General features: G+C 59.3%; 18 protein-coding genes and 1 pseudogene. 17 read left to right on the top strand and 2 right to left on the bottom strand.

Features of this window, described 5'->3' with window-relative positions:
* Positions 1-211: 211 nt before the first annotated feature.
* A complete protein-coding gene (locus ACYCFC_RS06275; protein ID WP_256518989.1) occupies positions 212-1,126 on the bottom strand; it encodes a viperin family antiviral radical SAM protein in 915 nt (304 codons plus the stop codon).
* Positions 1,127-1,309: 183 nt separating this feature from the next.
* On the opposite strand from ACYCFC_RS06275, the gene ACYCFC_RS06270 reads away from it, so the two are divergent.
* The 8 genes from ACYCFC_RS06270 to ACYCFC_RS06235 all read left to right on the top strand — a co-directional run bounded on the left by ACYCFC_RS06270 (position 1,310) and on the right by ACYCFC_RS06235 (position 10,457).
* Complete coding sequence (locus ACYCFC_RS06270) at positions 1,310-4,024, top strand: ankyrin repeat domain-containing protein (RefSeq protein WP_459653453.1); 2,715 nt, start codon at positions 1,310-1,312, stop codon at positions 4,022-4,024.
* A 263-nt stretch (positions 4,025-4,287) separates the two neighbouring features.
* Positions 4,288-4,800, top strand: a complete 513-nt coding sequence (locus ACYCFC_RS06265) for an antirestriction protein ArdA (protein ID WP_459653452.1) — start codon at positions 4,288-4,290, stop codon at positions 4,798-4,800.
* 504 nt (positions 4,801-5,304) lie between these two features.
* A complete protein-coding gene (locus ACYCFC_RS06260; protein ID WP_459653451.1) occupies positions 5,305-5,676 on the top strand; it encodes a helix-turn-helix domain-containing protein in 372 nt (123 codons plus the stop codon).
* Between the two features lie 11 nt (positions 5,677-5,687).
* On the top strand, positions 5,688-6,515 hold the full coding sequence (locus tag ACYCFC_RS06255; RefSeq protein WP_459653450.1) for a replication initiator protein A: 828 nt from the start codon (positions 5,688-5,690) through the stop codon (positions 6,513-6,515).
* A gap of 244 nt (positions 6,516-6,759) precedes the next feature.
* Complete coding sequence (parA, locus tag ACYCFC_RS06250) at positions 6,760-7,398, top strand: ParA family partition ATPase (RefSeq protein WP_459653449.1); 639 nt, start codon at positions 6,760-6,762, stop codon at positions 7,396-7,398.
* The gene (locus tag ACYCFC_RS06245) at positions 7,395-7,637 is read left to right on the top strand and encodes a hypothetical protein (RefSeq protein ID WP_459653448.1); all 243 of its coding nucleotides are present in this window, start codon (positions 7,395-7,397) and stop codon (positions 7,635-7,637) included. Before parA ends, ACYCFC_RS06245 begins: the two co-directional genes overlap by 4 nt.
* On the top strand, positions 7,634-8,158 hold the full coding sequence (locus ACYCFC_RS06240; protein WP_459653447.1) for a S26 family signal peptidase: 525 nt from the start codon (positions 7,634-7,636) through the stop codon (positions 8,156-8,158). The genes ACYCFC_RS06245 and ACYCFC_RS06240 overlap by 4 nt, the downstream gene beginning before the upstream one ends.
* 349 nt (positions 8,159-8,507) lie before the next feature.
* On the top strand, positions 8,508-10,457 hold the full coding sequence (locus tag ACYCFC_RS06235; protein WP_459653446.1) for a DUF3363 domain-containing protein: 1,950 nt from the start codon (positions 8,508-8,510) through the stop codon (positions 10,455-10,457).
* Positions 10,458-10,474: 17 nt separating this feature from the next.
* Here the strand turns inward: ACYCFC_RS06235 and ACYCFC_RS06230 are convergent, their stop codons facing one another.
* The gene (locus ACYCFC_RS06230; protein WP_459653445.1) at positions 10,475-11,329 is read right to left on the bottom strand and encodes a helix-turn-helix transcriptional regulator; all 855 of its coding nucleotides are present in this window, start codon (positions 11,327-11,329) and stop codon (positions 10,475-10,477) included.
* A gap of 153 nt (positions 11,330-11,482) precedes the next feature.
* Here ACYCFC_RS06230 and ACYCFC_RS06225 point away from each other — a divergent pair.
* The 9 genes and pseudogenes from ACYCFC_RS06225 to ACYCFC_RS06185 form a co-directional block, all read left to right on the top strand.
* Positions 11,483-11,920 (top strand): annotated as a pseudogene (locus tag ACYCFC_RS06225) (asparagine synthase-related protein); the annotation flags it as partial.
* An 84-nt stretch (positions 11,921-12,004) separates the two neighbouring features.
* On the top strand, positions 12,005-13,204 hold the full coding sequence (locus ACYCFC_RS06220) for an MFS transporter (RefSeq protein ID WP_459653444.1): 1,200 nt from the start codon (positions 12,005-12,007) through the stop codon (positions 13,202-13,204).
* 13 nt (positions 13,205-13,217) lie between these two features.
* A complete protein-coding gene (locus tag ACYCFC_RS06215) occupies positions 13,218-14,144 on the top strand; it encodes a LysR family transcriptional regulator (RefSeq protein WP_459653443.1) in 927 nt (308 codons plus the stop codon).
* A 206-nt stretch (positions 14,145-14,350) separates the two neighbouring features.
* Complete coding sequence (locus tag ACYCFC_RS06210) at positions 14,351-14,896, top strand: TIR domain-containing protein (RefSeq protein WP_048329039.1); 546 nt, start codon at positions 14,351-14,353, stop codon at positions 14,894-14,896.
* Complete coding sequence (locus tag ACYCFC_RS06205; protein WP_459653442.1) at positions 14,889-16,115, top strand: toll/interleukin-1 receptor domain-containing protein; 1,227 nt, start codon at positions 14,889-14,891, stop codon at positions 16,113-16,115. The genes ACYCFC_RS06210 and ACYCFC_RS06205 overlap by 8 nt, the downstream gene beginning before the upstream one ends.
* Positions 16,112-16,918 (top strand): hypothetical protein, encoded by an 807-nt coding sequence (locus ACYCFC_RS06200; RefSeq protein WP_459653441.1) that lies wholly within the window; start codon positions 16,112-16,114, stop codon positions 16,916-16,918. Before ACYCFC_RS06205 ends, ACYCFC_RS06200 begins: the two co-directional genes overlap by 4 nt.
* Before the next feature lie 37 nt (positions 16,919-16,955).
* On the top strand, positions 16,956-17,528 hold the full coding sequence (locus ACYCFC_RS06195; protein ID WP_459653440.1) for a toll-Interleukin receptor: 573 nt from the start codon (positions 16,956-16,958) through the stop codon (positions 17,526-17,528).
* A gap of 120 nt (positions 17,529-17,648) precedes the next feature.
* Positions 17,649-18,593 (top strand): toll/interleukin-1 receptor domain-containing protein, encoded by a 945-nt coding sequence (locus ACYCFC_RS06190; RefSeq protein ID WP_080965141.1) that lies wholly within the window; start codon positions 17,649-17,651, stop codon positions 18,591-18,593.
* Between the two features lie 433 nt (positions 18,594-19,026).
* Positions 19,027-21,018, top strand: a complete 1,992-nt coding sequence (locus ACYCFC_RS06185; RefSeq protein ID WP_459653439.1) for a conjugal transfer protein TraG — start codon at positions 19,027-19,029, stop codon at positions 21,016-21,018.
* Positions 21,019-21,048: the final 30 nt, after the last annotated feature.

Below are 21,048 nucleotides of genomic sequence, written 5' to 3'. Positions count from 1 at the left end.
ACCGCTGGCCTCCAGCATCAACCAGTAGCTTTGCGTAAGTCGCGGCGGAAATTTTCCAAACTCCGGAAGTCGCTAGGTGACTTGGCTACGGTCACTGTCGGTCGGCCACTAGGATGAGTAAGCCGTCCATGCTTACCTCCACGATGGAAGCGCCATCCTTGACGAACCAGTTGACGGATGAGCGCATCGATTTCTTTGTTCGAACAATACTTCATGCGCCCTCTCCTGCCTGCAGGATATAGCGTGCGAGGAAACGCTCAATGTCGAAGGACATTTGAGAAAGGGCCGCATCCGCACCTACCTCCAGGATCGGTCTACTGTAGGTGTAGCCGCTCCCCACAATCAGCGGGCTGTTCTGGAAGAAGCGCCCATGTGGATCAACCATCAGATAGGATTCGGCCATGTCCTGGTTGTCTTCCGGACATAAGATATTCGCGAAGGCGCGATGACGTAGGACAAAGGCGGCGAACTGCTCTTCGCTGATGCTCAAGTGCTGGTTGACCACGGGCAGCATGCGCAGGACTTTCCACTTCTGCGGAGCAAAAAGGCCCAAAAGATCGCTCATGTCTTCAGCATGATTGGCCTGGTTGACCACAGTATTGAGCTTGAGCCTCAAACCAGGGTTGAACTGACGAGCACTGTCGAGGGCGCTGGCCAGATCGCTCAGGTTGAGAAGCTTGCCACGACGGTCGACTCGGCCGATTGCACGGTTGGTCTCAGAACTACTCGAATCGATGCTGATACCAAGCCAGGTTAGCTGGGGTGCCAAACGATCCAGTAACTCCCGGGTCAGACTTGCCCCATTGCTGATCATGGAGACTTCAAAGCCAAGCGCCCGGGCCTGACTAACAATGGCAGGGAGCTTCTTGGCATATAGCAGAGGCTCGCCACCGGCCAGATTGAGACGGACGGAGTTCCAGGACATTCGCCTAGCCAGCGGGTTGGCGTGGTTAGTAGGGTGGAAGAATCGATACAGTTCTCTTAACAGCGCTGTGGTTTGATCTGCATCGTGGATCAACTCTCGTGGGCACGCAGATTCTTTCCAGGCTGCATAGCAGTATTGGCAACGGTAATTGCATGCTTCGGTGAGATGCCAGTTCAGGACAAGCTGGGTGGGTGGTTGCATGAAGCGGACTCCGTCTGTTGGGGTCCGCGCAGGATCTCAGTGCACCTGATTACCCGGTATGCAGAACGGCGTACCCCCCTCCTCATCGTTCCTGCGTAGGGGGGGGTACACGATTTTTCAGTGGTAAGGTTGCAACGCTTTGCAAGGATTAACGCACCGTCAACAACACCAAGGACAGGCGCCATGAGCACCCTACCACTGGCCGAAGCTATTCTACTGGAGATTCATCAGAGCCTCGGCTGCTCAAGCTATCCGACCACCAAAAAGAACAAGTTTGCGAACGGGCAAGACAGCCTTGCAGCCCACAAGGCCATGGGCGAAGAAGTCCTGCACGCTATCTTCGATGCTCTGGATATGGATCCTCGGGCTCGCCGCGATGTCCTCGACAACCTTACCGAGTTCGGGAACGCCTACAAATATCTAGAGCTTAATACCTGGACCTTTGCCGCCGATGAGCGCCAGATCCTGTGGATGCTGCTGGGGTACGTCTATATGCCTGGACTGGCTCGCCGCGCCGCATTTTGGAATCTGGGCAAACCATTGGACACGGGCATGCCTGGCGGGCGCTTCTGGTATCTGCCCGAACCCCGCGAGGTGAGCGGAAAACAGAGCCTCTATCTACCCGTTGCCCAGGTAGTGGATTGGCTACTGGATTTACTGGGGATGCCTCTAGAAGAGCTTGCCGATCAGCGCAGTGAGATCACAAGAGGCGGACATGATGGCCTACGGCGCTCCTTGTACAACTGGCGAAAGGATACCAATATCCGCCCCGACTCCTTCCGCAAGTACTTTTCGGACAAAGCGGTGTTGGACTTCAAGGGAGCGTTCACCCTCGACAACAGTCGCTCGCCTGCCGAGCAGTTCGCCGACGCGCAGGCATTCGTAACACGCAAACAACTTACAGCAGACCAACTCCGCCTCGAAATTCCGATGACCCAACCGGGCAGTCTTGAGGCCATTCTGGATGGTGCTGCTGATGAAGATGAAAAGGCTGCTTTCATCGAATGCCTGGCTGATCGTTATGCTATTCCGTCGCTACACACGGTCCGTCAACGCCTGCTCTTTGCCCGAATGGTGCAGGATGGTTATGAGCGTTTGCTCAAATTTCTGTGCCCCGGCGTTAACTCACAATGCACTGACCCTAAGCAGAACAAACTGCTGCAGCCACTCGCTATCTACAAGTTTGTCTACAACATGACTATCGACGCTTGGCGTAACTGCGGGGATAAGGGCGAGGCGGCAGAGAATGCTTGGTTCGAGGAGCACCTGCCCGCCACAGATAGACGTGGGCTATACCTTTCCATCCTGCCGTCACGTCGAGAAACTGCCAATATGGAGCTGGCACACCTGCTGACGCGCTACTTCTCCGAAGTACAGGCAGGCGCAAAGCTTGAGGATCACTTGGGGCTCGATACGGAATCCGCACGACCTATCATCATGCGCAACGCGGAACGTGCTGCTGCCATTGCAGACGAACTGAATACAGAGTTGCATCTGATAGCTCGCATGAAGCGTTCTTCCTCGTGGCGAGCCTTGCAAAGTGAACATCGCTACTGGGTAGTCAGCCAAGTGGTCAATCACTCCGAGCTCAGCACATGCGCCAAAGCGGCCGCGATTCAGCGCCTGCGTGAGCTGGCCCTCACACCGGCACAGACTGTCCAGGCGATTCTGTTCGAGCTCAATGCTTATCTGAACGGCGACCATCAACAACGCCCGAAAGACTGCAGCAAGCGGGTCCAGGCATTGCTCGACGAAGCCGAGGCGAGCGATGGTTACGTTCTGTGGAAGGCCGCAATCTTGCAGTACAAGGCCAAGCATCTGTTGGCCAGCAATGACTTCGAGGGTGCTGGCAAGCTGTTTCGGGAGGCTTTAGACGCTGGACTGGAGCGCAACTGTGGGCCATTGCGTGGTGAAGTGGCACGGGACTGTCTTGCCATAGCGGTGGCTAATCAGAGGCTCGTACCGGAAAACCACGAAAAATATTATCGAGAGATGTTGGCCGGTGGAATGGTCGAGAGTAGTGAGATTCCCAGCATCGAGGATACGGCACGCTGGGCCAGCGATTATTTCTGGAGCACGCTGTACAAACCCTACCCGGGTATTGAGCAGTTGGAGCCTCTGGCTCGTGAAAAAGTGCAAGAGTCCATCAGACTTCTGGTGGCCGGTGACCAGACGGGACTGCTTGACTGGATACAGCGCAATCGCAGCAAACTCAACGCGCCACTTCCGTCGGTGACCGGCGATTCACTGTTGATGCATTGGATAAAGGGACACAGCAATTTTCTTCGCGGACTTCCCCACCTTCGATATATGACACCAAACGAATTGCAAGGCGAATGGAGCCGTCTTGAGATCATGCTTAAACACTGGCATCAAGCCATTGGCATGTTGGCACTGAAGGCACCGAAACAGCTGAATATTGCAGACTTCAAGAAGCAAACCCCGCTCATGCTGATGGCGGAAGTTGGGGATACTGAGATGGTCACGCTAATGCTGGACGCAGGTGCCGACCCTGATATGCAGGATGTGCAGGGCATGACCGCTCTGCACTCTGCGATCAAGTCCGGCGTGGACAGTTGCGTCGATGCCCTGCTCGATCATCCATGCGGGCTCGACAAGACCACTTTTGACGGCCAGTCCCCGCTTCATACTTCAGCCTGGACCGCGAATCTGTATGCGACCGAACGTCTTTTACAACTAGCCCCTGAGCTTGCATGGAAGCGAAACCTTCGCGGCATGACTCCGTTGGAGCAGGTTGAGATCTTGATAGAGCATCCAGAGGCGTTGGCCGCTCTAGCTCATAAACTCGCTCAAGCCGGTAATCGCTGTGCCAGCAGAAATGACTTGTTGCGCATTGCCCACGTGTTGGAGCAAGCGACACCGATGACCTCAAGCTAACAGCTATCAGAGACTGGACGCCTTCTGCGTCCAGTCTCTGTTCTGGTTGCTTTCACCACTCGTGGTGAAGTTCTCCCTGTTTAAAAGCAGGGGTTCTTGCCCCCTCAAAATCAAGAAAAATAGACGGTTTCCACCCGGCCGCTGCGCTGGGTGGAGCCTCCGCGATTTTTCCTGATTTTTTCACGACCGCCTTAGTCGCCCTAGTCGGCAGGGGTTCATGCGCAGCGCAAGCGCAGAACCCTGAAGATGAAGGAGCGAAAGCCATGAGCAAAGAAATCAGGATCTACGTTGCCGACCTGGCCGCCTACAACGCCGGTCATCTGCATGGTGTCTGGATCGACGCCACCCTGGAACTGGAGGACATCCAGACGCAAGTCAGCGTCATGCTGGCGGCCTCGCCGGTCAAGGATGCAGAGGAATACGCCATCCACGATTTCGAGGGCTTCGACGGCTACCGCCTCGGCGAGTACGAGGGCCTCGAAAACGCCCATGAGGTTGCGTGCTTCATCGAGGAGCACCCCGAGTTCGGCGGCGCCCTGCTCGCTCACTTCAACGACCTGGAGCAAGCGCGCAAGACGGCTGAGGAAGATTACTGCGGCTGCTACAGCTCGCTGGCCGACTACGCCCAGCAGCTGACCGAGGAAACCACCGGCATTCCGCAGCACCTGGCCATGTACATCGACTATCGCGCCATGGCCCGCGACATGGAGTACAGCGGTGACCTGTTCACCCTGGAAACCGGTTTCGAGCAGGTGCACGTGTTCTGGAATCGCTAGGCATAGGAAGGCACCGGGGCGATCCGGTGCCTTGTTTTCTGCGCCCCTGCCCTGCCGGTCACCCGCGCGCCCCACCCGGAAGGCTGATGTCCCGGCGGGCACCCCTGGCGATCAGCCTGGAACACCACGTTGTGCCTCCAGTTGATTGGGACCGTTACGGTCTTACGTTTCTGCCCAAATCCTTCGATCCATATCCACGGATTTACGGATTGGTGGGAAAGCGGTTTTACGCTTCTACGGATTTACAGAAATCCGCCGTTGCGGTTTTCCGGTTTTGTGGAAAGCCGTAGCCCCGTAAATCCGTAGGGCTACGCGTGCGGAGCTGGGCGTGCTTGGGCACCGTGGCCGGTGACACGCGTAGATGGGCGTATCCGATCAGCGCTCAGACCTTCCCGGCATCAATTCTCGCGTCTCCTGCCAGCGCATTCGCTCAGACCCAACCCGGCATGATCGAATGCGACGGCTACCGCACGGTGCACCTCCCACGTCAACGGAGGACACACCATGTCGCTCTCAACCAAGCTTTCCCGCCAACCACGTCGCATCGATATCGATGCCCCACTGCACCGCAAGGCCGGGCCAACGGCGCATGCCATGCGGCCCGTTGAGAGTGCTGGCGAGGCGCAAACACCACAGACCTGCTCTGCCCCTCGCTATCTCACCAACAGCGAAGCAGCGGACTTCCTGCGGCTGTCGCCGCGCACGCTGGAGAAGCAGCGGGTGATCGGCGGCGGGCCGCGCTTCCATAAGTTCGGCCGGCGGGTGATGTATGCGCTTGCCGATCTCCACGCCTGGGCCGGTGAGCGCAGCTTCGAGACCACCTTCGATCCCGAGTACATCGACCGCCACCCGGGAGCGCAGCGTGATGATCAGTGAAACCTCCGCCAATGAATCGTCAGCATCTCGATTTGCCTTCGCAGAACGAGCAACTGGATCTGTTCCGTGCCCTGCCGGGGGACATGGCGCCACGCGACGCCCAGGACCTGATGGCGCATCCGTTCTTCTCACTGGCCAAGTCGCGACGCACCGTGCCCATCGACTTTCGCTCGGGAGAAGTGACGGTCCGCGTGGAGGGCACTTTGGAGCATGGCATCGCCACGATCTGGGATGCCGACATCCTGATCTGGGCGGCCAGCCAGCTTGTCGAGGCGCGCGATGCGGGCATCCCCACTTCGCGGCTGATGCGTGCAACGCCCTACCAGATCTTGCGCTTCATCGGTCGTGGCGCCTCGCTGCGCGACTACCAGCGCCTGAAAGCTGCCCTGGACCGGCTGCAGTCAACCAGCGTGGCCACCTCCATCCGCGAGAGCACCGGCCGACGCCTGCATCGTTTTTCGTGGATCAACGAGTGGAAGGAGCTGGCCACGGCGGATGGCCGGTCACTGGGTATCGAGCTGATCCTGCCGGACTGGTTCTACAGTGGGGTACTGGATCAGGCCTTGGTGCTGACCATCGACCCGGCCTACTTCCGGCTTACCGGCGGCATCGAGCGCTGGCTGTACCGCCTGGTGCGCAAGCACGGCGGCAAGCAGGAGGGCGGCTGGCAGTTCGATTTTCGCCATCTGTACCGCAAATCAGGCAGCACCGCGCGCTATTCCGACTTTGCTCTGGATGTACGTGCACTAGTCGCCCGGCAGTCGCTGCCGGGGTATCGCCTGAAGATCATTCACCTGCCCCCATCGACCGAGCTGCTGGCCTTCCGACGCGTGCCGTAGACGGCACGGGGATAACTTGCGTAAAGGCTGTGAATGCAGTCGTGCTATCAGGCGCAAACGGGCGCGTGCTATCAGGCGCATCACCCTCGTGCCATCGGGCGCACGAGTTTCTCTGCAAGCCGCGGCTGGCGTGTCTTTCAGCCGCCCTTAACTTAACTAACTTAAAAGCTCTAACTTGTTATTGGGGCAGCGCCCGCTTGTGGACAGGGGCTGATCGACGCGGTTTGGCCGGGGAGATCCGGTCATGATCATCGCCCTGCTCAACCAGAAAGGCGGGGTGGGCAAGACCACCCTGGCCACACATATCGCCGGTGAGCTGGCCCTGCGCGGACAGAACGTCATCCTGCTCGATGCCGACCCGCAGGGCTCGGCCCTGGACTGGACACAGCGACGCAGCCAGCAGGGCTTGCCCAGACTGTTCAGCGCCGTCGGCCTGGCGCGCGAGACGCTGCACCAAGAAGCCCCGGAACTGGCTTTCCGTGCTGACCACGTGATCATCGACGGACCACCTCGCATCGCCGCCCTCGCCCGCTCGGCGTTGCTGGCAGCGGATCGCGTGTTGATCCCGGTGCAGCCCAGCCCCTACGACCTGTGGGCCAGCGCGGAGATGGTCAACCTGATCCGCGAGGCCCAGGTATTCAGGCCGACGCTGCGCGCGGCCTTTGCCATCAACCGCCGCGTCAGCACCACGGTGATCGGCCGCGAGGCACGCGGCGCACTGGCCGACCAACCGCTACCGGCGCTACAGGCCGAAGTACGCCAGCGCATCGTTTTCGCCGAGAGCGTGGCGGCCGGTCGCCTGGCACGTGAACTGGCACCGGACAGCGCCGCCGCGCGCGAGGTCAGCAGCCTGGTCGATGAGCTGCTGAGGTGGTCGCCATGAGCGGCAAGCGCATCGGTATCGGTGCACGCCCACTGGCTGATCCGCAGGCCGAAACCTGGATACGCCAGGGCGTTGGAATCGACAATGGCAAGGTCGAGCGCTATAGCGCCCGGCTGACGCTGGACGTGACGCCGGCACTGCGCACACGGATCAAGCTGGCGGCCTTCGACCACGGCGTGACGATGGCAGAGATGCTGCGCGAAGTGCTGGAGCAGCAGTTCCCGGACGCGGCCGTATGACGCTGGGCAACCGGAGTTCGCTGTGGTCACTGGCGCTGCTCTCCAGTGGCCTGGTTGGCCTGGGTTGGGCGGCGCTCACAACGTCACCACCACGGCTAGTCTACAACGCGTCCGATAGCGTGCCGGTCGGCTGGTACCGCATTTCGCCGGCCAACTTGTTAGCGCCGGGCGATCTGGTGCTGGTTCATCTGCCGCCGGAGGTCAGGTCGCTGGCAGCGCAGCGCGGCTACCTGCCGGCGAACGTGCCACTGCTGAAGACAGTGGTGGCGATGGCATCGCAGCAGGTATGCGTGGTGGGCAATCAGGTACGCATCGATGGCGTCGTTGTTGCCAGGCGCTTGAAGTGGGATCTCCAAGATCGCGCGCTGCCAGCCTGGCAGGCCTGCCGGCGCCTGGTTGGCGATGAACTGCTTCTGCTCAGCAGCGACCCGGAGTCGTTCGACAGCCGCTACTTCGGCCTGGTGTCTGTCGACGCGGTGATCGGTCGGGCGCAGCCCCTGTGGCTGGAGTCGCGTCGATGAACAGGCCTTCTCCGTATCGATCTGCCTGCCGACCGCATGCGCTCGACGTGCACGGTCGCGGGCCCCCTGGCTGTAGATTCTTCTGCCCTCGCCTGCCTGCCAGAGGCTTTGGAGGTCGTCGTCCTGCCTCTCCTGATTACCCAACTCAGCAGCGCAAAGGCACGGAAAAAGCGGAGGGCAAGATAAAAGGGGGCGGCACTTCGTTGGCCCGGAAAGCAGTCTGCACGGGGGTTGGCGGTGACACGGCGCCTGCGTCGCCAGGTGCCGGAATCGTGTTCGCCCCACAGTTGTGTTGGCCGGGAAGCGTGCCTGACACGCCCTATTGCGATCAACTTGGAGGAGTCTAAACATGAGCAAGGGAAGCCATCCTGACGACGAGTTGCGCTTTCGCCCGCAGCCGGGCAAGGCGCAGCAACGCGGACAACCCTTCGTCAACCAGGTGCTGCGCCAGGCCAACAAGGCCGGCACCGGCAAGCCACGCAAGACAGGCCACCAGCCCGGCGCCCGCCTCGGCCGCGGGCATGTCGCCGCCCGTTTCAGCGCGCAGCAACTGCCGTCCAACGCACGCCGCGTCACCATCAAGACGCGCCTGGTAAACCTGCGCCAGGCTGGCAAGCGCTCGACGCTCAGCCACCTGCGCTACATCGAGCGCGACGGCGTCAACCGCGAGGGCGATCCGGGTCAGGCCTACGGGCCACTGACCGACCAGGCCGACCTCAATGCATTCGAGGAGCGCGGCAGGGACGATCGTCACCAGTTTCGCTTCATCGTCTCGTCCGAGGATGCCGAGCAACTCGACGACCTGCGCACCTACACCCGCCACCTGATGAGCCGGATGGAGGCCGACCTCGGGACGCGCCTCGACTGGGTAGCAGTCGACCACTGGAATACCGACAACCCGCATATCCACATCGTCCTGCGCGGCAGGGACGACACCTGCAAGGACCTGGTGATCGCCCGTGACTACATCGCCGAGGGCATGCGCAACCGAGCGTCGGAGCTGGCCACCGAATGGCTCGGCCCGCGTACCGAACTGGAGATTCAGCAGAGCCTGCAGCGCGAGGTGCAGCAGGAGCGTTTCACCAGTCTGGATCGAACCCTGTTGCGCGAACGCCAGACTGGCGTGCTCAGCCTGAAGGGGCTCGCCAACCATCCACGTAGGCAGTTGCTGATCGGTCGCCTGCAGCAACTACAGAAGTTTGAACTGACCGATGAAGTTCGCCCAGGACAATGGCTCCTGCGGGACGCCGCCGAGGCGACCCTGCGCGCCATGGGCGAGCGCGGCGATATCGTACGCACGATGCAGCGGGCCATGGGGGGCGCGCAGCGCGAGTTGACTGTATTCCAGCCGGGCAAGGATGGCCCCGAGGTAGTCGGCCGGATCGTCGCCAAGGGGCTGGCCGACGAGCTGCACGACCGCGGCTACCTGGTGGTCGACGGTCTCGACGGCAAGGCTCACTACCTGGCCATGCCTGCACGCGCGGAACTGGCCCACTACCCCATCGGTGGCGTGGTGGAAACGCGCAGCCTGAGAGAACCGCGCACAGTGGACAGGTCGATTGCCGCGTTGGCTACGGGCGGTATTTATCGCACCGATCATCACCTGCCCCTGGCACGATCACAGACAGTCGAAGGACAGGATCCCCAGGCACTGGTCGAGCGTCATGTACGGCGACTGGAAGCGCTACGCCGGAGCGATATCGTCGAGCGGCTGGCCGAGGGCGTCTGGCGGGTACCGGCCGATCTGCCCGAGCAAGGCCGGCGGTATGATGCCCGCCGCTTGGGCGACGTCGCCGTCGAACTGCGCACGCCGTTGCCCCTCGGGCAGCAGGTGCGCGCCGTCGGCGCCACCTGGCTGGACCAGCAGTTGATCAGCGGCAACCGCGAACTGGTCGACCAAGGTTTTGGCAAGGAGGTGCGCGAAGCGTTGCGACAGCGCGCCGACTTCCTAGTGGAACAGGGCCTGGCCCAACGCCAGGACCAACGCGTGGTGCTTGCACGCAACCTGCTAGTCACCCTGCGCGGGCGGGAGCTGACCGCTGCGGCGCGCGATATCTCGGCGCAGACGGGCATGCGGTACCACCCGGCGGTTGAGGGCCAGCGAGTCAGCGGGATTTACCGGCGCAGCGTGCAGTTGGCCAGCGGCCGTTATGCCCTTCTCGACGATGGCATCGGCTTCAGCCTGGTGCCGTGGAAGCCGGTGATTGAGCAGCGGCTCGGGCAGAGCGTATCGGCGCTGATCCAGGGCAACAGGGTGTCCTGGCAACTGGGTCGCCAGCGCGGGCCGTCGATTGGTTGAACAACAGGCGCCGGGGCTTACACCAGCGCCGGCTCCTGCAGCAGCCACTGCTCGAAGTCTCGGCTCTGCGGCATGCCTTCCTTGGCCACGTAGTAGACCAGCCGCAGGTGGCGATCCTCGTCGATGGTCAGCGTGGTGTGCTCGAACACCACCTGGCCGACCGAATCGATCTTCAGGTGACGGTTCCCCTGACACGGGCCGTGGATGTCCTGCTGCCGCCACCATTCCCTGAAGTCCGGCGAGGCCTTCTCCAGGTCCTTCACCAGCGCGGCGATATCCGGATCCTGGGTCGCCCGCACGAAGTCACGACGGAAGCTGGAGAGTATCTGCAGCGCCTGCTCCTCCCAGGGATTAAACAGCTCGCACATGGCCGGGTTGGTGAACAGCATCCACAGCAGGTTACGGCGGTCCGCCGGCACGACGGAAAAGCCGAACACCCGATCCGCTGCGGCGTTCCAGGCCAGCACATCCCAGCGCAGGTTGAGCACGTAGGTCGGACGTGACGGCAGATCCCCCATCAGACGATGAATCAGCGCAGGCACCGTGCACCAGGTCTTGCCCGGCTCTGGCGGCAGTCGCTGGTGGGCGAGCAGGAACAGGTGGCGACGCTCGGTGGCATCCAGCTTGAGCGTGCGCGAGAGGTTGTCGAGGAAGGTCGCGGACACGCTGATTTCCCGTCCTTGTTCCAGCCAGGTGTACCAGGACAACCCTACTCCGGCCAGGGCTGCAACCTCCTCGCGGCGCAGCCCCGGCGTGCGCCGCCGAGTACCGGCGGGCAAACCCACCTCCTCCGGCGAAATACGTTCGCGGCGGCTGCGCAGGAATTCGGCCAGCTCTACCCGAGTGCGTTCGGCTGTGCGAGGCGCGCTCATCCGGTTACCTCCAGCACTAGGATAAACAGTCAAATTGTAACCCCTATAAATCCCGAGAAGAATACCCCGACCTGGCCGCAAACACCCGTGCCAGGGCTCTTGCTTGATGAGGATCCACACAGAGACGTGTCATCAACTCGCTAAGGAGATAAACGGATGTACCAAGCACTTCTTCGGGAACAACTGAGCATGGCCGCCGGCCTCGAGGTACGGGTGCCCTTCTGCGACCACCGCCTGGTCGAGTACGCCTTCAACATCCCGTGGGCGTTGAAGGCCTTCGACGGGCGAGAGAAAAGCATCTTGCGCGCGGCGACCCGCGACCTGCTGCCGGAGTCGATCAGCGAGCGGGTCAAGAGTCCCTATCCCTCGACCCAGGATCCGGCCTACGAGCAAGCGCTGCGTGACGCCCTGGCTGCCATCCAGGCGGATTGCAACGCGCCGGTCACGCCGCTGCTCGACAGCGCCCGTATCCAGCAAACCCTGGCCAAACCGCTCGGCAATGTCTCGCCCATGTACGAGCGCATGGGCATGGAACTGGCGGTCGGCCTCAACACCTGGCTGAACGAGTACGACGTCAGCCTCGAACTCTAGCCCCAACCGGATGTGGCCCCGGTGCGGGGCCGCATCCCTCCGCTGTACCACCTACACGTTCCTGCAACGCAAGCGAGTCCGAGCATGCACACTCCCAACCAATCACCCATCTACCTCATAGCGCTGGGTGCCTTTGCCCTCGGCATGGCCTCCTATGTCACCGCCGGGCTGATCCCGATGATCGAGGCCTCGTTCGCGGTCTCCGTCGCGGTGGCCGCGCAGCTGGTTACCGCCTTCACCCTGGCCTACGGCCTGGGTTCGCCAATCTTCGTCGCCCTGACCCCAGCGCACCGTCAGCGCGCCGGCCTGTTGCTGGCCCTGGGCCTGTTCGTCATCGCCAACGCTGCCAGCGCGCTGGCCGAGAGCTTCACCGCGCTGATGGCCTGGCGGGCCATCGCCGGTATCGGCGCCGGCGTCTACCTGGCCATGGGTATTGGCGCCTCGGCCGCCGTGTCCATCCCCGAGCGCCGTGGCAAGGCCATCGCCATCATCATGGGCGGCATGGCCAGCGGCGTGGTGCTGGGTGTTCCGCTCAGCCTGCTGATCGCTGAACAGCTGGGCTGGCAAGCTGCCCTGTGGCTGGTCACCCTGCTTGGCCTGGTGGCCTTGTTCGGCCTGCTGCTGAAGCTCCCTTCCCTGCCGGCAGCCACTGCCACCACGCTGGGCCAGAAGCTAGCGATTCTCGGTGACGGCCATGTGCTGGTCATCCTGCTGGTGTCGCTGCTGGCCGCCATCGCCAGCCTGGGCATGTACACCTTCATCGCCCCGCTGCTGGCTGACCCGACCTATGGCGCGGTGCGCTCGGTCACACCCTACCTGTGGGTCTGGGGCATCGGCGGCGTGCTGGGCAGCTTCCTGATCGGCCCGCTGGTGGACCGTATCAGGGGCCCGGTGCTGACCTTCGCCATCATGCTGATCCTCGCCGTGTCGCTGTTCGTGCTGCCGCTAGCAGCTGCCCTCAACACCTGGCTGGTGATGCTGCCCATTGCCCTGTGGGGCGCCGTCGGCTGGGCGCTGCAGGTACCGCAGAACAACGAGCTGATACTGGCGCGCCAGGCCCAGGGTGACGGCAACCTGGCCATCGCCCTGAACGAGTCGGCGCTCTACCTGGGCAGCGCCATCGGCGCCGCAGCCGGCGGCTTCGTGCTGCTGTTACAGATGCCCACCTGGACCCTGGCCGCCAGTGCCGGTGGCGTCGCCGCGCTGGGCGCGCTGCTGCAGATCATCAACCTGCGTCGCCAACCAAGCTTGAACGGCGACGTGCAAGCCGAAATTTACAACTGACGGAGGAAAGGCCGTGGAACTGCGCCACCTTCGCTGTTTCATCGCCGTTGCAGAAGAACTGCATTTTGCCCGCGCCGCCGCGCGCCTGCATATCGAGCAGTCGCCCCTGTCGCGGATCATCAAGGAGCTGGAGTACCGCCTGGGCGTGCAACTGTTCGAGCGCACCACACGGCGCACGCGCCTGACCTGGGCCGGCAAGGTGCTCCTGGAAGAAGCCCGCCGGGTGCTCACCGTGGTCGACCAGGCCAAGGCCAGCGTCAAGAGCGCGGCGGCCGGCTACCGCGGGCGCATCCGCGTCGCGCTGTCCGACGGCATACCCCAGGCACGCCTGGCCGCCCTGCTCGCCCAGTGCCGCGAAGAGGAGCCGGAGGTCGAGATCTGCCTGTCGGAGGTTACCTTCAGCGAACAGGTCAGGGGCCTGAACGGCGACCTGTTCGACATCGGGCTCGCACAGTCCGACGAGGTTGGCGATGGGCTGGTGGCCGAGCCAATCTGGTTCGATGCACTGGTTGTGGCGGTGCCTGCCCGCCACCCGCTGCTGAGCTACCGGTGTGTGCCGCTTGAAGAGGTCGTACGCTACCCGTTGGTACTTTGCGATCCACAAGTTTGCGAAGGTTTCTGGCAACAGCTGCAGCGGGTACTGGGCGCCGTCGATACGCGACTGACCATCGCTGACCGCGTCCCCACCCTGGACCTGATGATGGCGCTGGTGTCGGCAGGATACGGGCTCGGCTTTTCCAGCCTGGCGCGCATCAACGAACTCAACAATCCGGACGTTGTGGCCCGTCCGCTAGACGGCTGCACAACCATGTTGACCACTTACCTGATACGGCGCGAAGGCGAGCCGGCCGAGCAACTGGCCCGGTTTATCGAGCGGGTAAGCCCCGCGGAAAGCCAGGAGTCGCTGCCCGATCACACATCACAGAAGGAGATCGCTTGATCGGCCCTGGCACAAAACCTTCCCCTCGCAGCCCTCCTCAGAAGAACGTCTGAGCGGCAGCACCGCAGTCTGCAGAACCCGCCCCGAGGTCGTGTTGTACCTATCTAGTGGCAGACTGCCCTATTGCATCAAAACGCCATCATTGCTACTAACTACACTCTGCCACTAAGCGGCACGGCACCTATCAGCAAAATCAGGGAGAGATTATGCAAGACGAAGTCCTACGCAAGCTGCTCCAAGCTCTCGAGCCGCCTGTAAAACATAAAGTCTTTGTTAGTTATCACCACACGCTAGACCAAGCCTACTACGAAGCCTTCTCCACGAAATTTCATGACGCCTACGAGTCTATCCACGACCACTCGCTAGACGATGAAATTGATAGCGATAATAGCGACTACGTAATGAGAAAAATTCGTGAAGAATATCTCACGGGCACCTCTTGCACTCTGGTCTTGATAGGTGCGGAAACGTATAAGCGAAAGTACATTGACTGGGAAATTAAAGCGACCTTAGATAAAAACCATGCATTGATAGGCATTTACCTCCCTACAGCCAAGCGCAATGAATTCGACAATAAAATAGTTGTCCCCGGACGCCTTTACGACAATATAATTAGCGGCTTCGCAAGCTTTGTAAGCTGGGCAGCGATAACTGCTTCAACTGATGCGCTCGATCAGCACATAAAAACAGCAAAATCAAAATCCAAGACCCTGATCAACAACAGCAGAGTTAAAAAGGCGAGAAATGGCTGACTTGACTTGCACTGACCTTGCCCGTCCTTTCTTTGTAGTCCATGTAGTTTGGCACCCTTCATGTGAAATTGGCGAAATAATTGCCGACACGCTGATGCAGCACTTCCGACGGAACCTCTATAAGAACATTGTTGGCGGCATCGGAATCCCAGTGGTATTTCGAAGCACATGCTTACCTGATGCAAGCACGCCAATTCCAATCTTACTAGAGGACTCTGAAACATCGGCAACTGTAGTAGTACTTGACGAAAATCTAGTTTCGTCGACAGAGTGGCTAGATTACATAAATCGAGCGAACGCCCAAGTAACCGAAGCGTCTGAAGGTGGATTCAAAAGGCTATTTTTTCCTGTAGCGATTAGCCACGAAGCGCTGTCAAATGCCCAAATAAGAGCACAAGCTATCCGCTGGTATAATTGGGAAGGCAACGATGGACAGCGAATTCAGCGGTTGCTTAGCGACCTAACGTACGAGTTCTGTAGAATTTTACGCTACAATCTCGCACAACTTGAGCACCCTACAGAAAGAAATATCGCCGAATACTTAAAGAAAGTCCAAATCTTTCTGAGCCACTCAAAACATGATGACGAGGGGGTCGATATTGCCAACGCGATACGCGATAGAATTTATCAAGGATCCGGTCTAGCTTCATTTTTTGACGTTCACGATATCCCTGCCGGCCTCCAGTTTGATGAAGTATTGCTGCACCAAGTCCGTGTGAGTGCAATGGTGGCAATCCATACCGACTCGTACTCATCTCGAGAATGGTGCAGAAAAGAAATCATCGAAGCAAAAACCTGGAACGTCCCCCTAGTCGTTGCAAACAGTATAAACACAATGGACGAAAGAGGCTTTCCCTATATGGGAAATGTGCCGCTAGTTCGACTTGGCTATGATGTAACAGATACGACTAGAATTGACATTGTTATTGGAAGATTGCTTGACGAGGTTCTGAAAGACTTTCTGTGGAAATGTCAGACACAACAAATTAGAAAAGATTTGCCAGCAAGAGCTATCTTCATCCCCCGTCCTCCTGAACTTATTTCGCTTTCATGTATTCCGGATGTATATCCAGACACTCAGGATAGCTCTGCTCGAGACTTAATTATTATCTATCCTGACCCCCCCTTGAGCACTGAGGAAGAGAGGCTTCTCAATCGTGTAGCCCCCCACGTTCAAATTCGCAGCCTAAATGAATGGAAGGCGGGAGCTACCCGATGAGCTACAAAGAAGTTCTGGATGGAAAAAAAATAGCCATATCTATTTCAGAAAGCGAGCACATGCAGGCTCTAGGTCTAAGTGAGGTGCATCTAGTTGAAGCCATGTGTGAGCTAGCACGCCATATGTTGGCACTGGGTGCAACGTTAATATATGGTGGAGACCTTCGTGCTCGCGGCTTCACCCGCTTACTTTATGAGTTAGCCTCACGCTATCGAAAGGACTCTCCGGATAAGAAAAACCGCGCAAGCATTATAAATTATCTACCATGGCCATCCATCTTGTCGTTTTCTCAGGAACAGTTAGAAGACCTAAGACGCGAGTTGGCTGGCACTGCAGAGATTTGCCTTCTAGATATCAATGGGGAGCTGTCGCAATCACCTTACACAGCGGATGATCAATCCAATGCGCATTTACACTGGGCAAAATCTCTCACCCAAATGCGAGTTCGAACCACTGCCGAATCTACGGCGCGAATTGCCCTTGGCGGAAAGACGAAGAATTTCATGGGTGATATGCCCGGAATTGCAGAAGAGATCATGACCTCACTAACCACTCAGCGCCCCGTTTATCTTTTGGGTGGATTTGGGGGTTGTACGCGGGAGATATTGGACGCGATGGGCATACCAAACAATCAAGTAGCGTCAATCCCAACCTGGAATGGTGCAAGTGCTTTTTCGGCATTCGGCATTGAAAGCTTAAATAATGGGCTTTCTACCGAAGAAAACTTAGCACTTGCAACCACGCCATATATAGACCAAGCAGTAATCTTGGTAATTCGCGGACTTCTTAATATTAAAAAATAACCTGCCCAGACAATATCTACGCGAGAAGGAAATTCGAATGGCCATCCTAACTGAATCAGAGGTAATAGCGCGATCTCGCACAGTCAACCGCTCAGCTCGAATGTTCAAATCCACCTATGACAGCCATGCATCGTCAGAATACTTTGATGTTTTCCTGAGTCACTCATCCAATGAGCCAGTTGACATAGTATTTGGCATCAAGGGTCTGTTGGAAGATGCAGGGCTGAAGGTATATCTAGACAAAGTTGACGATCCATATCTCTCTCCAAATAGCGTTACACCGGAGACCGCAGAGATCTTACGAGCACGGATGCGCCAATCAAACTCGCTGCTTTATATCTATAGCCGATATTCGACCCAATCTCGATGGATGCCATGGGAGCTCGGCTTCTTCGACGGCCTGAAAGGAACCGTAGGCATTCTTCCTGTCAAGCAATTCTCGAATAGCACCTTCAAAGGGGAAGAATACCTGGGCCTGTACCCATATGCTGACCTCGCAAACATTGCCAACTCTACAACGAAGAAGCTCTGGATTAATAAATCCGAAAATGAGTACGCCGGCCTTGCCAGCTGGGTAAAAGGTACTGAAAAAATAACTCGGCGTGCCTAGCTCCCACTAAACCACTTACAGCGCGTACCGCTTTGCTTGGAATCCCTATGTATCGGCACCCAACTTAGGCATCGCGACCTCTGTAGTGACACTAAAATCTGACACCAACAGGACACGAGAATGAATACTCCCCCAAAAGTATTTGTAAGCCATGCAAGCGAAGACAAAGAGCGTTTCGTACTAGATTTCGCAACCAAATTAAGGGAAGTAGGAATTGATGCCTGGCTTGACAAGTGGGAGATGCTGCCTGGTGACAGTCTCATAACCAAAATTTTCGATGAGGGGATCAAGAATGCGCAAGCAGTAATAGTTGTGCTCTCCAAGAATAGCATTGACAAACCTTGGATCAAACATGAGCTTGATGCCGCTTGCGTGAAAAGAATCAATACCGGTAGCAAACTAATCCCTATTGTCATCGACGACTGCGAAGTACCCGAGGCTCTGAAAGCGACCCTTTGGGAGAAAGTTCACGATACAACTGCGTATCAGCCCAGTCTTGAACGTATCGTTGCGTCTATTTTTGGGGCTTCGGATAAGCCTGCACTGGGGAAACCACCGGCCTACGTGGGTAGCTTCGGCGTTGGCGTGTCCGGCCACAATAATGTAGATAGCCTAGTATGCAAGTTAGCTTGCGAGTTCGCCCTAGAGGCTGGCACTAGACACGTTGATATCTCAGCCTTCTGTCAAGATGGCGCATTGATCATCCCCGAACATCAGTTAAGAGAATCGGTTGAAATACTGGGCGAACACGGGACATTTGATCTTCGGCACACCCTAAGTGGTGGATTCCCATTTATCGCAGTAACCGACGCCGGATTTGAGCTGTACGCTCGCGACCATGTAGATGACTACGACAACATCTTTCGTTCTGTAGTCTCGACTATTGTAAATAACGGTCTTACAAGCCTCTATGAAATAAGAGATGCTTTGAGTCTCAAGCCATTCTTGGTTGAGCACATTCTGAGAACTCTTGCTGGAGCTCAGAAAATTACAGTCTCGTGGTTCCTTGGTGGAAACTGCTCCATTCACAGCGTCTCGCCATCTTTGCGTCGGTCACTATCGTGACCTGAGGGCTGTACCTTCAAGCTTCATGACTGCGCCTCAACACAGCAGCTCAGTCGACAGCACCCACATTTCGCTCCCCCACGAGGCGACTGACTCTAAGGACAGAACGCTCGTACATTCGCCAACGGAGACTATCGCTGTTGGGACTGGAATCAGTGACGTCTCCTCTTGCAGAGTAGCCCCCGGCTTCGAAGCCGTTTTGATTTCCGGAAGCAATGACCGCATTTGGCCGATTGCTGCTTAAAGGCCGCCAACCGGCCATCTACACCATACCCCGTTGATCTTGTCCGCCACCCACCGCTGTCTGCTGTGTTGTCCTATCTGTCTTAGTACCCGCCGAAACGGTCTTTGACCCCTACTCCTTCAGTACCGAACCTCTCGCCCGCGGCACATCGGCGTGCCGTGCGTTTTGTCTCGGAGGCTGGGTTCAGGGATGCAAGTGACAACGGTGCTTTACGGCCAGGTGCTGGTGGTTCTGGCCATTACCCTTTCCGGGGTGTGGTGTGCCACGCAGTGGACGGCTGCTGCGCTCGGCCACCAGGCCCGCCTGGGAGCACCCTGGTTCGAGTTGCTGGGCATACCGGTCTATCACCCCTGGCGTTTGTTCGAGTGGTGGTTCGTCTTCGATGCCTATGCGCCGGAGGTCTTCAACGTCGGCGGTAGCATCGCTGCATGCAGCAGCCTGCTGGCGTTGGTGGTGGCCATCGGCATGGCTATCTGGCGCGCGCGCCAGGCGCGTCGCGTCACCACCTACGGCTCGGCGCGCTGGGCCGATGCGGATGAGGTGCGCCAGGCCGGCCTGACCCAGCCGGCGGGAGTGTTCCTCGGCCAGTTCGACGATCAATACCTGCGTCACGAAGGCCCCGAGCATGTACTGACCTTCGCGCCTACGCGCTCGGGCAAGGGCGTCGGCCTGGTGGTACCCACCCTGCTCTCCTGGCCTGCCTCGGCGGTCATCCACGACATCAAGGGCGAGAACTGGAGTCTGACTGCGGGATGGCGTTCGCGCTTCTCCCACTGCCTGCTGTTCAACCCCACCGATCTGGCCTCGGCTGCCTACAACCCGCTGCTGGAAGTACGCCGTGGCGCCCACGAGGTGCGCGACGTGCAGAATATCGCCGATATCCTGGTCGACCCAGAAGGCGCGCTGGAGCGGCGCAACCACTGGGAGAAGACCAGCCATGCGCTGCTGGTCGGCGCCATCCTGCACGTGCTCTACGCCGGCCAGGACAAGACCCTGCGCGGCGTTGCCAACTTCCTCTCCGATCCGGCCTGCACCTTCGAGCTGACCCTGCACCGGATGATGACCACGCCGCACCTTGGCGATGCACCCCATCCGGTGGTGGCCTCGGCAGCACGGGAGGTGCTGAACAAGAGCGACAACGAGCGCTCGGGCGTGCTCTCCACGGCCATGTCCTTCCTCGGCCTGTACCGGGACCCGACGGTGGCCGAGGTCACCTCGCGCTGCGACTGGCGCATCGCCGACCTGATCTCGGCCGAGCATTCGGTGTCGTTGTACCTGGTGGTACCGCCCTCGGATATCAGCCGCACCAAGCCGCTGATCCGCCTGATCCTCAATCAGGTCGGCCGGCGCCTGACCGAATCGCTCGACGGCTCCGACGGTATCGAGCGTCGACACAAGCTGCTGCTGATGCTCGATGAGTTTCCGGCGTTGGGGCGACTGGATTTCTTCGAGACGGCCCTGGCCTTCATGGCCGGCTATGGTCTGCGCGCCTTCCTGATCTCCCAGTCGCTGAACCAGATCGATAAGGCCTACGGCCAGAACCACTCGATCCTCGATAACTGCCACGTGCGAGTGACCTTCGCCACCAACGACGAACGCACCGCCAAGCGCATCTCGGAGACCCTGGGTACCGCCACCGAGTTGCGCGCGCAACGCAACTACGCCGGCCACCGTCTGGCGCCCTGGCTGGGCCATCTGATGGTCTCGCGCCAGGAAACCGCCCGCCCACTGCTGACTCCGGGCGAGGTGATGCAACTGCCCAGCGACGAGGCCGTGGTGATGCTCTCGGGCCTGGCGCCAATCCGCGCGAAGAAGCTGCGCTACTTCACCGACGCCAACTTCCAGAGCCGGGTACTGCCCGCGCCGCGCTTGCAGCCGGGCCGCTATGCCGACGCGCCGACGCCACGCGCGGATGACTGGAGCGGCCTGGTCGTACCTGCCGCCATCGGCGCTTCGCCGGCTGGCCTGACCGATGACGAGACCGTCGACGGCGGCGGCCCGAACATTCAGCCCGAGTTGGCGGAAGTCGCCCAGTTGCCGGATCACGACGAGCTGGCCAGCGACCTGCTGCTGCTCGACGAGGACGACATTCCCACGCCCTTCCTCACCCAGCCGGATCCACGCCTGCAGCGCGTAGCGCGGCTGGCCGCCCTCGACCCTGACGATGGAGTAGCCCTATGAGCCGAGCCCGCCTCAACCTGTTTGTCCAAC

The organism is Stutzerimonas sp. NM35 (genome assembly GCF_054604355.1).
This window is presented reverse-complemented; position numbering and strand designations above follow the sequence as displayed.